The sequence below is a fragment of the Dyella dinghuensis genome, assembly GCF_003977615.1.
GTDB lineage: Bacteria > Pseudomonadota > Gammaproteobacteria > Xanthomonadales > Rhodanobacteraceae > Dyella_B > Dyella_B dinghuensis.
Genome location: NZ_RYZR01000001.1, coordinates 1 through 13289 on the forward strand (window position 1 = coordinate 1; position 13289 = coordinate 13289).

Consider the following 13289-nt stretch of genomic DNA (forward strand, 5'->3'; position numbering starts at 1 on the left):
CCGTGCTGGCGTGGTTGGGCAGCGAGAAAGGCATCGTGGCAACACCGCACGCTCAGCGCAGCGTGGCGCGCCTGCTGGTGCGGTTTGTCGACGGTGCGCCGTTGAACCTCATCCAGTTGCTCGACACGGTAGAGCAGTCGCTGGGTACGCCGGTGCAGACGGCGGTCAAACGCGAAGACGAACAGGCTTTCGCACTCGCCAATGGCAGCAACCTGATGTTCTGCGAAGACGCAGCCCGCCGCATCCAGCGTGCGCTCGATGCCGATAAGAGCATCGCCGATTTCCACGTTCGCCTCGAACACCAGGAAAGTCTGCATCCGCACGATGCGGTGGCTTACGCCAGCAAAGGTGTCGAGGGCGGATACGGCGCAGAGCGTCCGAAATCGCGTTAAGCCGGTAAGGCGGCTACCATGGTGAATTCGCATCGTGGATCAGGAATTCGCGTGAAGATTCGTTTTGGCCTTTTGATGTTCGGCGCCGTCGCGCTGGCCGGTTGCAGCTGGATGCCCCATTTCGGGAAGAGCAAGCCGCCCGTGCAGGAAACGCTGATGAAGTCGCTGACGGGCGAAGTGGATTTCAGCGCGGTGTCGTCATTGCCACCCGATGCGGTGCTTGAAGTGACCCTCTCCGACGTCAGTCGTCAGGATGCTCCGGCACGTGTCATCGCCAACGACACCATCTCTCCGGTCGGCGCTTCCCCGGCGAGCTTCGTGCTGACATACGAACCGAAGGATCTTGGCGACGGCGTGGACTTCGCCGTATCGGCACGCATCCATCAAGGCGGCAAGTTGCTGGCCATCAGCGACACGCGCGTGAGCGTTTTGGGACGCTCGGGTAACGCTGGTCCGGTACAAGTGGTCTTGACGCCTGTTCAATGAACAGGCGTCGTCGTTCATTCGGTTGGGCGCTTATCGGTCGAATGTCAGCCGCTGACCACGCACCGCATCGTTTACCGTCGAACCGTCCCACACGCGCTGTCCGTTGACGAACGTCATCGCAATCGAGCTGCTGAACGTATAGCCCTCGAACGGCGACCAGCCGCATTTGGATAGCACTTCCTCGCGAACGACCGTATGCGGTTTGCGTGGATCGACCAGCGTGAGGTCGGCGGCGTAGCCTTCGCGCAGATAGCCGCGTTCGTGAACATTGAACAGCTGCGCAGGTGCGTGGCACACCGCTTCGACCACGCGTTCCAGCGTCAGCTTGCCTTCGGTTACGCGCTGAATCGCCGCTTGCAACGCGTACTGCACCAGCGGCAGGCCCGACGGCGCCTTGTCATAAAGCTGGGCTTTTTCTTCCAGCAAGTGCGGAGCATGGTCGGTCGCCAGCACGTCGATGCGACTTTCAGCGACAGCCTTGATGATCGCTTCGCGATCCGCCGCCGTTTTCACGGCCGGATTGCACTTGATCAGGAAACCCAGGCGTTCGTAGTCCTCATCGCTGAAATGCAGGAAATGCACGCAGGTTTCGGCGGTGATTTTCTTGCCCTTGATCGGGCCGGGCTGGAACAACGCCAGTTCGTCCGCGGTGGAGATATGCAGAACATGCAAGCGAGTGCCGTGCTTCTGCGCCAGTGAAATCGCCAGTCGCGTGGATTTGATGCAGGCTTCGCGTGAGCGGATCAACGGGTGTTCGCGTGCGGGGATGTTGTCGCCGTACTTCTCATGCGCCTTGGCGAGATTGGCGTCGATCATCGGCGTGTCTTCGCAATGCGTGATGATCGGCGTCGGTGCATCGCGGAAAATGGCGTCCAGCGTTTCCGGGTTGTCCACCAGCATGTTGCCGGTGGATGCGCCCATGAACACCTTGATGCCCGGCGCGGCCTTCGGGTCCAGCGCGCGAATGGCTTCCAGGTTGTCGTTGCTGGCGCCCATATAGAAGGCGTAGTTCACCACCGACACTTCCGCGGCACGGCTGTACTTGGCTTCCAGCGATTCGCGATCCAGTGCTGGCGGCTTGGTGTTGGGCATTTCCATGAAGCTGGTGATGCCGCCCGCCGCGCAAGCGCGGGATTCGTGAGCAATATCAGCCTTGTGCGTCAGTCCTGGTTCGCGGAAATGGACCTGGTCGTCGATCATGCCTGGCAGCAGCCACAGGCCGGTGGCATCGATCACCTGTTCGCCAGGACGCGCGTCCAGACTGTCGCCGATCTTCTCGATGCGGCCATTCTTCACACGCAGATCGGCGTGAAATCGGCGGCCTTCATTGACCAGTTCGGCGTTTTTTATCAGCCAGTCAGTGGACATGCGAATCTCCAGGGTTACGGCAAGAGGGGAGGTGGAAATGTTCGGGAACCGGATCGTTGCCGCCGGTGCACAGCGGCTGACAGCGTAATATGCGCCATCCTGCCAACACGCTTCCACGCCACGGACCGAAGCGTGTCACGGCAATCCGTGCATAATCGGAGCAACTGGGGTAAAAGCGACAACGCTGTCCGAGCAGGGGGCTCATGAATCGCTTATAGACGCGAAGAAAGAATAGGATCAGTCGACTCACGGCGTTCACGTTGCCGAAACTACCTGCGGCACTTAATGCGTGAGTATTCCAGAAGGATGGTTGCCGGTGTAAGCCTATTGAGCTATAACACCCGGCCGCCACGGCCAAAATGGTGAAGGTAAATGGCGAAAACCACGCGTAATCCGTCCGCTGCCAAGAAGGCACCAAAAGGAAAGGCTGCGGGTAAGGGCAATGAAGCCAAGGTCAGCAAGGCCAAGGTCGCTCCAGCCAAGTCCGCGAAGAAAACCGCGCCTGCGAAAAAGGCTGCGGTGAAGAAAGCGCCGGCCAAAGCGGTCGCGAAGAAGGCCCCGCCAGCTAAGAAGGTCGTCGCCAAGAAACCCGCTCCAGCTCCCAAGCCGCAAACGAAGAAGGCCGAACCGGCCAAGAAAGTCGCCGCGCCGCCGCACGCCAAGCATGCTGCACCCGCAAAGCCGGCACCGGTAAAGAAAGTGGAAGAAAAAGTGGCCGCAAAGCCGGCGGCGAAGCCCGCACCGGCACCGGCCAAGCCAGCGCCCGCAAAGAAAGCCGCGGCACCAGCCTCATCGCACCAACCCAAGCACGCCGAACCTGCTCAGGCGACCCCCCGCCCCATTGGGGGCAAGGTAGCCAGCGCCGTCGGAACGACGGGAAAGGTGGCTTCGGCCACGGCGCATTCCTCGACCAAGCAACAGAAGACCCCGCAGTCCTCAATGAATAGTTCCGCTACCACTCTCGACAATGGTGTAACCCGCGAAGACGGCCGCTACGCGCTGCCCACGACGACCAACATCGACCTTCCCAAGGGTTACCGTCCTTCCAATGACGAGGAGTACATGAATCCTCGTCACCTGGCCTATTTCCGCAACAAGCTCCGTGAATGGCGCGAGCAGCTGGTGGAAGAATCCCGCCAGACGATGGAAAACCTGCGCGACGAGGTGCGTGATGTTGGCGACGAAGCCGAACGCGCCACCCGCGAGACCGAAAACTCGCTCGAGCTTCGCACCCGCGACCGCTACCGCAAGCTGATCTCCAAGATCGACAAGGCGCTGCGTCGTATTGAAGAGGGCCGTTATGGCTTCTGCGAAGAGACCGATGAGGAAATCGGTCTGGAGCGTCTCGATGCGCGTCCGATTGCTACGCTGTCGCTGGATGCGCAGGAGCGTCGCGAACATTTGCAGAAGCAGATGGGTGATTGATCGCGTCGGGGCGCGTTAGCGTTCTGAAATGTACAAAAGCCCCGTCGATGGACGGGGCTTTTTGTTTGTATGGGCTCAGTTTGTGAGTTAGTTGGGGTTTGCCGATCATCTTTTCCGGGTTCGCGCGAACATTTTGATATCGCGAGATTGCCGCTTGCGCAGCGGGCGTTTCGACTGCCTGCCGGCAGCCGGGTCACTTTTCTTTGTTGGCCCAAAGAAAAGTAACCCAAAGAAATGGCCTTAAAGGCTCACTGCAATGGCTGGATAGAAACCTGGAGGGCTTGTGCCCGCATGAGGCGTTACGTTTCAAATATGCCGCATCGCTACACCGCAACACGCTGTGCTCTGAGGGCTTAGAGCATGATTTGCATGTTTCCAGTGAACATCTGGCATCGCCAGTTTGCCGCCTACGCAGCGGGCGTTTCGTCTGCCTGCCGGCAGCCGAGTCACTTTTCTTTGTTGGCCCAAAGAAAAGTAACCCAAAGAAATGGCCTGAAAGGCTCGCGGCATTAGCTGGATAGAAACCCGAAAAGTTCGTAGCTACACGAAACGTTAGGTTCCAAATACGCCGTTCGGCTACACCGCAACGCGCTGTGGGCCTAAGGGCTCAAAGCGCACGGTTGTTGCGATCTAGGCACGCGTCACACGCTTTAAGCCCTCACCGTTTGAGAGTCGCGGTATAGCGGGTTCGTGTAGGCAAGCACGCGAGATATTTGGCTGGTGGCGAACTTCTATGCTTGTTGACCTCAACAACAAGAGCCTTAGAGGCCATTTCTTTGGGTTACTTTTCTTTGGGCCAGCAAAGAAAAGTGACTCGGGCCTCGGCAGAGGCACGAAACGCTCGCTGCGTAAGCGGCACACTCGCGACAGCACAACACAAACGACCCAAGCGCAAACTCAAAAACGATAACTACAACTGCGCAGCCGCATAAGCCTTCAACTTCACCAACATCGCCGCCAACCCATTCGACCGCGTCGGCGACAAATGCTTCGCCAACCCAATCGTCTGAATAAACGTAGGTTCCGTCGCGACAATCTCCGCAGCAGAACGATCCGAATACACACGCAGCACCAGCGCGATCAACCCCGACACGATGGCCGAATCGCTGGTCGCTTCGAAATGCATGCGCGATGCATCGCCACTCGGCACCAGCCACACCATCGACTGGCAGCCGTGCACGCGGTATTCCTCGGTTTTGTATGCCTCGGGGAAAGGCGGAAGCTGCTTGCCGAGGTCGATCAGATATTGGTAGCGCTCGGTCCAGTCGCCGAAGAAGGCAAATTCGTCGGCGATATCCTGTTGGGCCTGTTCGGCGCTGGCGTTGGCAATCATATTCATGCGCCTATTATCGCGCGGATCGCCTGACTGCGCCGAAATCGCCGTCGGTCAATGCTTTACGACGCTCCAGCGCGTGCCCTGGGCGCCGTCTTCGATCACCACGCCCATGGCGCTCAATTCGTCGCGGATGGCGTCGGCACGGGCGAAATCGCGTGCGGCGCGTGCGCTGCGGCGTTCTTCCAACAGTGCTTCCACGCGGCTGGCGTCGACCGTATTGCCGCCTGCCTGCTTGAACCATGCTTCGGGATCGTCCTGCAAAAGACCCAGCACCAGACCGCCGCCGAGTAATGCCACTTTGTTGGCGGGCGAGGGCGTTTGCCGCGCGGTATCGGCAAGCATCGAGAGTTCGGCGAGCGCCTGCGGTGTATTCAGGTCATCGCATAGTGCAGCTTCGAGGCGCTCCGGCACAGGCAACGGCTGTGTCGTATCGATGGCGACGTCGTTGAGTTCGCGCAGTACGCGATACCAGCCATCGAGCGTGCTGATCGCCTGCGCGACCGCGGCGTCGGACCAATCCAACGGCTGGCGGTAATGGCCACGCAGCAGCAAAAGGCGCAGCGCTTCCGGCGGATGTTTTTTCACCAGCTCATGCACGTGAAGTACGTTGCCCAGCGACTTGGACATCTTGCGGCCGTCGAACGTAAGCATGCCGTTGTGCATCCAGAAGCGCGCGAAGACCTTGCCGCCATGGGCACAGGTCGATTGTGCGATTTCGTTTTCGTGATGCGGGAAGAGCAGATCCGTGCCGCCGGCATGGATGTCGATGGTCTCGCCCAGATGCGCGGCGCTCATGGCTGAGCATTCGATATGCCAACCAGGTCGCCCGCGGCCCCAGGGGCTATCCCAACCGGGAAGTTCCGGCGTGGAAGGTTTCCACAGCACGAAATCCATAGGGTTCTTTTTGTAGGGCGCCACTTCCACGCGTGCGCCGGCGATCATGTCGTCGGTATCGCGGCCTGACAGCGCGCCATAGGCCGAGTACGAGTCCACATCGAACAAGACATGGCCGTCGGCAGCATAGGCGTGGCCGTTGGCGATCAGCGCCTGGATCATCGTGATGATCTGCGTGATATGCGCCGTGGCTTTGGGTTCGATATCGGGTGCAGCAATCCCCAGCGCGCCCATGTCGCCCCGATATACGTCGGTGAAGCGCTCGGTGATCTGGCTGATCGGCACGCCTTGTTCGAGCGCGGCGGCATTGATCTTGTCGTCTACGTCCGTGATGTTGCGGGCGTAAACCACACCCGGGTAATGGCGGCGCAACAGCTTCACCAGTACGTCGAAGACCACCGGCCCGCGCGCATTGCCGATATGCACGTAGCTATACACCGTCGGTCCGCACAGATACACGGTCACCCGGTTCGGATCGAGCGGCGAAAACGGCTCGGTACGGCGGCTGAGACTGTTGTAGAGCGAGATCGGCATGGTCTGTCCCGAGGTCGGTGAAGCGGGTTAGTCGATCATCTTAACAAGGTCCACGAGCCCTGCTGGGGACTCAAATAGCCAATCCCTTTGTAAAGCTGTGTATTGGCCCCTGAATGCGACATTTAGTTGCGGTACTTCTAAGCGTGGATTCAGCGTGAATTTGCTGCAATTTGAAGCATGCGCAAATTGCGCCCATTTCGCCCCACAGGGGGAGGTTTCAGTGAATAAGAAGATGCTGTTGGTTCCACTGCTTGCTCTGGCCGTCGTCTCGGCCGGCGCGGCAGCGCAGGACAGTGGTTATCCGCCGCCGCCCCCGCCGCCGGATGCTGGCGGTCCGCCGCCCGGTCCCGGCCCAGGCCCCCAGGGTGCGCCTGACAATGCGCACACTGCCTGGGCGGATGTGTTGCGCGTGGATCCGGTTTATGGCGTGGTACGCAGCGCGCAGCCGCAGTGCTACAACCAGCAAGTCGTGCAGCAGAATCCAGGTAATACCACTGCAGGCACCGTGCTTGGCGCGGTCGTCGGCGGCGTGCTTGGCAGCACCATTGGGCATGGTCGCGGCAACACGGCGGCTACCGTGGGTGGCGCGGTGATTGGCGGTGCGGTCGGTAACTCAGTCGCCAGCAATGGCAGCACCACGGTGAGCAATCAGACGGTCTGCCAGCAGGGCCAAGTGGTCGATCAGCGCCAGATCATCGGTTATGACGTCGAATACCGTTATCACGGTGACGTCTACATGTCCCGCTTGAGCTACGACCCGGGCGAGCGCCTGCGCGTGCGTGTGAGTGTTTCGCCGGCTGACTGATTCATTCAGTCCGGTCATATCGAAGGCGATCGTGCCCCGGCACGGTCGCCTTTAATTTTTTGTTGCGTGGCAGCGAAAATCCGGTCATCATGGATATTCAACCACCCGGAACACTCATGTCCGCAGCCGTCTATACCGCTACCGTGTTTACCAGCGCCCGCATGGCTGCTGGGATGACATCGCGTGCGCGTCGACCGCTGGACCGACATTTGGCCGGGTAGGCTGTCGCCACGTTGCATGTGTATTACGACGACAAAACCCGGCCCTTGCGCCGGGTTTTTTGCTTTTTCGGAATGGAGTTAACGATGTCGCTTCGTCATTTCATCACCACCCAGGATTACAGCCGCGCCGAAATCGATGCGCTGCTTGAGGAAGCTGCGGCGTTCAAGCGTTCGCCGCGCGGTCAACAGCTCGCCGGCAAATCGGTGGCCTTGTTGTTCTTCAATCCGTCGATGCGCACACGCACCAGTTTTGAACTCGGTGCGTTTCATCTTGGTGGTCACGCCATCGTGCTGTCACCGGGCAAAGATGCATGGCCGATCGAATTTCGTCCTGGCGTGGTGATGGACGGCGAAGCGGAAGAGCACATCGCCGAAGTGGCGCGCGTGCTGAGCCGCTATGTCGACCTAATCGCCGTGCGCGCTTTTCCGAAATTCCAGGATTGGTCGGTCGATCGCGAAGACAGCGTTATCAAGGCCTTTGCGCAATATGCGACGGTGCCGGTGATCAACATGGAAACGATCACGCATCCCTGCCAGGAACTCGCTCACGCACTGGCACTGAAAGAACGTTTCGGCGATCTGAAAGGCCGCAAATACGTGCTGACGTGGACGTACCACACCAAGCCGCTCAACACCGCCGTCGCCAATTCGGCATTGTTGATTGCCACGAAGATGGGCATGGACGTTACGTTGCTTTGCCCCACACCCGACTATGTGCTCGACGAACGCTACATGGCTTTCGGCGAGCAGAACGCGAAAGAGAATGGCGGATCGCTCAAAGTCAGCCACAACATCGAAGAGGCCTATCGCGGCGCCGATGTGGTCTACGCCAAGAGCTGGGGTGCCTTGCCGTTCTTCGGCCATTGGGAAAACGAAAAGCCGATTCGCGACGCGAACAAGCACTTCATCGTCGATGAGGCCAAGATGGCGCTGACCAACAACGGCGTCTTCAGTCACTGCCTGCCGTTGCGCCGAAACATCAAGGCAACCGATGCGGTGATGGATTCGCCAGCATGCATCGCCATCGACGAAGCCGAAAACCGCTTGCACGTGCAGAAAGCGGTGATGGCATCGCTGATCGCGCAACGCTGATTTTTCGGGACGGCGCATGTATCTGCCCAAGTCTTTCCACGAAACGCGCATCGACGTGCTGCATGCGCTGATCCGCGACTATCCGTTTGCCACGGTCGTCATGAACGGCGCGGATGGATTGACGGCGAACCACCTGCCGTTCGAGCTGGTGAGCGATACGTTGCTGCACGGTCACGTCGCGCGCGGCAATGAATTGGCGAAAGCCGATGGTGCGGAAGTGCTGGTGATCTTCCAGGCGGCCGATGGCTACATCAGTCCCAACTGGTACCCAAGCAAGCACGAGACCGGCCGCGAAGTGCCTACATGGAATTATGCCGTCGTGCACCTGCATGGGCGGCTGCATGTGACAAACGACAAGGCATGGCTGCGTGATTTTCTCGAGCGGTTGACCAATCGTCACGAGGCGACACAACCCAAGCCGTGGCATGTGTCCGATGCGCCGGAAGATCACATCGAATCCATGCTCGGTGCGATTTGTGGCCTGGAGATTTCCATCGATCGCATCGTCGGAAAATTCAAGCTCAATCAGAACCATCCTGCCGCCAATCGCGCGGGTGTTGTCAAAGGTCTGGGCGAGCGTGCCGATGAACGCGATGCCGAGCTGGCGGAATTGATGAAACAGGCTGAGGAACGTCGCGATGGCAAGTAAGCAGCATCAATATCCGGTCGCCGTTGTCTGGACCGGCAATCACGGCACGGGCACCAAGACCTATCAAGGCTACGGTCGCGAGCACGAGATACGCGTTGCCGGTAAGCCGGTGATAGCGGGTTCATCCGATGCCGCGTTTCGCGGCGATGGCTCGAAGCACAATCCGGAAGACATGTTCGTCGCAGCGCTTTCCAGCTGCCACATGCTTTGGTATTTGCATCTTGCGGCCGTCGCTGGCGTGGTGGTGACGGCTTATCACGATGAAGCCGTAGGCACGCTCGAAGAGAGCAGCAACGACGGCCGATTCACTGAAGTCGTGCTTCGCCCCACGGTAACCATCACCGCCGATAGCGACCCCAAGCGTGCCGTCAGCGTGCATGACGACGCGCATCATGCCTGCTTTCTCGCCAACTCCGTCAATTTCCCCGTGCGTTGTGAACCGCACATTGTCATCGAATCTGTGTAAACACACTCTTTTGGATTCCGCATCATGAGCAAAGACATCGTCCTCGCATTCTCCGGTGGCCTCGACACCAGCTTCTGCATCCCCTATCTGCAAAAACAGGGTTGGGCTGTGCATACCGTGTTCGCCGACACGGGCGGTGTCGACGCGGAGGAACGCGCCTTTATCGAAGCGCGTGCAAAGGAATTGAAGGCAGCCAGCCATGTCACCGTCGATGGCGGCCCGGCAATCTGGAGCGGCTTTGTGAAGCCCTTCGTGTGGGCGGGCGAGGGCTATCAGGGGCAATATCCGTTGCTTGTGTCCGATCGCTATCTCATCGTCGACGCTGCACTGAGGCGTTGCGCCGAATTGGGCACCAAGGCCATCGCGCATGGCTGCACGGGCATGGGTAACGATCAGGTGCGTTTCGATCTCGCCGTGAAGGCGCAAGGCGATTACGAAATCGTTGCGCCGATCCGCGAGATCCAGAAAGAACACACCGAGGTGCGCGCCTACGAGCAGAAGTACCTGGAGGATCTCGGCTTTGGCGTTCGCGCCAAGCAGAAGGCCTACACCATCAATGAAAATCTGCTGGGCCTGACCATGTCTGGCGGCGAGATCGATCGCTGGCAGGCGCCAGGAGAAGGTGCTATTGGCTGGTGCAAGCCGCGTTCGGAATGGCCGTCCAAACCGCTGCGTCTGAAGATCAGCTTCGTCGATGGCGAAGCGGTCGCACTCGATGGCGAAAAAATGCCGGGTCACAAGATGCTCGCCAAGCTCAATAGCTTGCTGGCGCAGTACGGCGTGGGTCGCGGCATTTATACCGGCGATACCACGATCGGTCTGAAAGGCCGCATCATTTTTGAAGCGCCCGGTCTAACGGCGTTGTTGGTGGCGCATCGAGCACTGGAAGAAGCCGTGCTCACGAAGCAGCAAAACCGCTTCAAGCCGGAGATCGCGCGCAAGTGGGTGGAGCTGGTTTACGAAGGCTTCTTCCACGATCCGCTGAAGACCGATCTGGAAGCGTTCCTCGCGTCGAGCCAGGCGACCGTCAATGGCGACGTTACGCTGGAAACTTCGGGCGGCATCATCAACGCTGTTGCCATCGAATCCAAGCACATCCTCAACGCGAAGGGCGCGACGTACGCCCAGGCCGCCGATTGGGGCGTTGCCGAAGCGGAAGGCTTCATCAAGTTGTTCGGCATGAGCAGCACGTTGTGGGCCGAGGTCAACCGGGGATGAGTGCCTTGCTGGATGCAACGCTGAAACATTTGAACGCGCTGGTCAGCTATGACACGCGCAATCCACCGCGTGAAATTGGCACCGGCGGTATCTTCGACTACCTGCGCGAACAGCTGCCTGATTTCAACGTGACGGTCACGGATCAAGGTGCAGGCGCCGTCACGTTGTACGCCGTGCGCGGCAAGCCGAAGTACCTGTTCAACGTGCATCTGGATACGGTGCCTGATTCGCCGCACTGGACGAGCGATCCGCATACTCTTCGAGTTACCGAAGACAAGGCCATTGGTCTTGGCGCGTGCGACATCAAAGGTGCTGCCGCCGCATTACTCGCGACGGCACAAAGCAGCAAGGGCGATATGGCGTTGCTGCTTACCACAGATGAAGAAGCGAACGATCCACGTTGCATCGCAGCTTTTCTGCACGACAAACCGTCTTATGAGGCGATCATCGTCGCCGAGCCGACGCGCTGCGAGGCGGTGTTGGCGCATCGTGGCATTCATTCGGTACAGATGAGCTTTGCCGGGCAGGCCGGTCACGCCTCGGGCGAACAGCGGCCCAGCGACAGCGCCTTGCATCAAACCGTTCGCTGGGGTGCCGCAGCGCTGGATTACGTCGAGCGTCAATCGCATGAACGTTTCGGTGGTTTGACCGGGCTGCGCTTCAACATCGGCCGTGTCGAGGGTGGCATCAAGGCCAACATCATCGCGCCGACATCGGAAGTGCGTTTCGGCTTCCGCCCATTGCCGAGCATGGATCCGGATCACCTGCTGGAAACGTTCCGCACACTGGTCGAGCCGCAACCGACCAAGTTCACCGAACTATTCCGCGGTGTATCGCTTCCCGCCGGGGACATCGCCACTGCCGAAACACGGCGACTTGCTGCACGCGACATTGCCGATGAGCTTGGCATTCCCGTCGGCAACGCCGTGAATTTCTGGACTGAAGCCGCGCTGTTCTCGGCAGGCGGTTACATTTCATTCGTCTACGGTCCTGGCGATATCGCACAGGCGCATACCGCCGACGAATGGGTGTCGCTTGATCAACTGAAAAATTACGCCGAAACCATTTACGGGATTGTTAACCGTGGAAGCGCATAAGAACACCCGTCAGACCATTGTGCGCCTGCTCTCTGCGATGGGCAGCGCCAAGGAAATCCAACAGTACCTCAAGCGATTCTCACAGCTGGATGCCAAGCGCTTCGCCGTGGTGAAAGTCGGCGGCGCGGTACTTCGCGATGAATTGTCCGATCTCACCTCGTCGCTGACCTTCCTGCAGCAAGTGGGTTTGACACCGATCGTGTTGCACGGCGCGGGCCCGCAGCTGGATGAAGAGCTGCAAGCAGCAGGCATCACGAAGCAGACCGTCAACGGCTTGCGCGTGACATCGCCCAAGGCGCTCGGAATCGTGCGCCGTGTGTTTCAGCAGCAGAATCTTCGCCTCGTCGAAGCGTTGCAGGCGATGGATACGCGTGCCACGTCGGTGCCTTCCGGTGTCTTCATGTCCAGTTTCCTGGATAAAGACGTCTACGGCATGGTGGGCAAGGTCGACAGCATTAATCTTGCACCGATTGAGGCAAGCCTTCGCGCGGGTTCGATTCCTGTCATTGCCAGCCTCGGCGAAACGGACGAAGGTCAGTTTCTCAACATCAACGCCGACTTCGCCGCGAACGATCTGGTACGCGTGCTGCAGCCGTACAAGATCGTCTTCCTCACCGGCACCGGCGGTTTGCTGGACGATCAAGGCCAGGTTATCGATTCGATCAACCTGAGTACGGAATACGAACATCTGATGGCGCAGCCGTGGATCAACGGCGGCATGCGCGTCAAGATCGAGCAGATTGCCGACCTCCTGCAGAGCCTGCCGCTCACGTCTTCGGTGTCGATCACGCGGCCGGCTGAGCTTGCGAAGGAACTGTTCACGCACAAGGGTTCGGGCACGCTCGTGCGTCGCGGCGAGAAAGTCTTCCGTTTCGAGAGTTGGGAAGGCGTTGACCTTGAACGCATGCGCTCGCTGATCGAATCGAGTTTCGGCCGCAAAGTGGTCGATGATTACTTTGAGCGCACCACGCCGTATCGCGTCTACGTCAGCGAGAACTATCGTGTCGCGATGATCCTTACGCAGGAAAGTGGGTTGGTCTATCTCGATAAGTTTGCCGTGCTGGACGATGCGCAAGGCGAAGGTCTTGGCCGTGCCGTCTGGTTGGTGATGCGCGAAGAAAACCCGAGCCTGTTCTGGCGTTCGCGCCACGGCAATCAGATCAATCATTTCTATTACGCCGAATCCGATGGTTGCTACAAACAGGAGCGCTGGAAAGTGTTCTGGTACGGCCTGAGCGATTTCGACACGATTGCACGTTGCGTGGACCACTGCGCCGTGCGTCAACCGACGCTGGTGGATTGAGCA

At 59.3% G+C, this 13289-nt stretch carries 14 protein-coding genes; 10 read left to right on the plus strand and 4 right to left on the minus strand.

Going from position 1 to position 13289, the window contains the following annotated elements; all coding sequences use genetic code 11:
• A partial coding sequence (locus tag EKH79_RS00005; protein WP_199754052.1) for a GTP cyclohydrolase, FolE2/MptA family occupies positions 1-392 on the plus strand: 392 nt, incomplete at its 5' end.
• Between the two features lie 51 nt (positions 393-443).
• A complete protein-coding gene (locus EKH79_RS00010) occupies positions 444-878 on the plus strand; it encodes a YbaY family lipoprotein (RefSeq protein ID WP_158621151.1) in 435 nt (144 codons plus the stop codon).
• 30 nt (positions 879-908) lie between these two features.
• Here EKH79_RS00010 and EKH79_RS00015 read toward each other — a convergent pair whose 3' ends face one another.
• Positions 909-2246, minus strand: coding sequence for a dihydroorotase (locus EKH79_RS00015; RefSeq protein ID WP_126671743.1), 1338 nt, complete (start codon positions 2244-2246; stop codon positions 909-911).
• Positions 2236-2451, minus strand: coding sequence for a membrane protein insertion efficiency factor YidD (gene yidD / locus EKH79_RS00020; RefSeq protein ID WP_233590118.1), 216 nt, complete (start codon positions 2449-2451; stop codon positions 2236-2238). Before yidD ends, EKH79_RS00015 begins: the two co-directional genes overlap by 11 nt.
• 167 nt (positions 2452-2618) lie before the next feature.
• Between yidD and dksA the strand changes: the two genes are divergently transcribed.
• The gene (gene dksA, locus EKH79_RS18990) at positions 2619-3671 is read left to right on the plus strand and encodes an RNA polymerase-binding protein DksA (RefSeq protein WP_233590090.1); all 1053 of its coding nucleotides are present in this window, start codon (positions 2619-2621) and stop codon (positions 3669-3671) included.
• A gap of 910 nt (positions 3672-4581) precedes the next feature.
• Here the strand turns inward: dksA and EKH79_RS00030 are convergent.
• Positions 4582-5010, minus strand: coding sequence for a SufE family protein (locus EKH79_RS00030; protein ID WP_126671745.1), 429 nt, complete (start codon positions 5008-5010; stop codon positions 4582-4584).
• A 48-nt stretch (positions 5011-5058) separates the two neighbouring features.
• On the minus strand, positions 5059-6435 hold the full coding sequence (gene cysS, locus EKH79_RS00035; RefSeq protein WP_126671746.1) for a cysteine--tRNA ligase: 1377 nt from the start codon (positions 6433-6435) through the stop codon (positions 5059-5061).
• A 220-nt stretch (positions 6436-6655) separates the two neighbouring features.
• Here cysS and EKH79_RS00040 point away from each other — a divergent pair, with 220 nt between their 5' ends.
• The 7 genes from EKH79_RS00040 (at position 6656) to EKH79_RS00070 (ending at position 13286) form a co-directional block, all read left to right on the plus strand.
• Positions 6656-7240, plus strand: coding sequence for a glycine zipper 2TM domain-containing protein (locus tag EKH79_RS00040; protein WP_233590092.1), 585 nt, complete (start codon positions 6656-6658; stop codon positions 7238-7240).
• 305 nt (positions 7241-7545) lie between these two features.
• Positions 7546-8553: an N-acetylornithine carbamoyltransferase gene (locus EKH79_RS00045; RefSeq protein ID WP_126671747.1), complete on the plus strand. Its 1008-nt coding sequence runs from the start codon at positions 7546-7548 to the stop codon at positions 8551-8553.
• 16 nt (positions 8554-8569) lie between these two features.
• Entirely contained in the window at positions 8570-9202 is a 633-nt protein-coding gene (locus tag EKH79_RS00050; RefSeq protein WP_126671748.1) for an FMN-binding negative transcriptional regulator, read from the plus strand.
• A complete protein-coding gene (locus EKH79_RS00055; RefSeq protein ID WP_126671749.1) occupies positions 9192-9668 on the plus strand; it encodes an OsmC family protein in 477 nt (158 codons plus the stop codon). Before EKH79_RS00050 ends, EKH79_RS00055 begins: the two co-directional genes overlap by 11 nt.
• Positions 9669-9689: 21 nt before the next feature.
• Entirely contained in the window at positions 9690-10886 is a 1197-nt protein-coding gene (locus EKH79_RS00060; RefSeq protein WP_126671750.1) for an argininosuccinate synthase, read from the plus strand.
• Positions 10883-11983 (plus strand): acetylornithine deacetylase, encoded by a 1101-nt coding sequence (locus EKH79_RS00065; RefSeq protein WP_126671751.1) that lies wholly within the window; start codon positions 10883-10885, stop codon positions 11981-11983. The genes EKH79_RS00060 and EKH79_RS00065 overlap by 4 nt, the downstream gene beginning before the upstream one ends.
• A gap of 37 nt (positions 11984-12020) precedes the next feature.
• The gene (locus EKH79_RS00070) at positions 12021-13286 is read left to right on the plus strand and encodes an acetylglutamate kinase (RefSeq protein ID WP_233590120.1); all 1266 of its coding nucleotides are present in this window, start codon (positions 12021-12023) and stop codon (positions 13284-13286) included.
• Positions 13287-13289 lie beyond the last annotated feature (3 nt).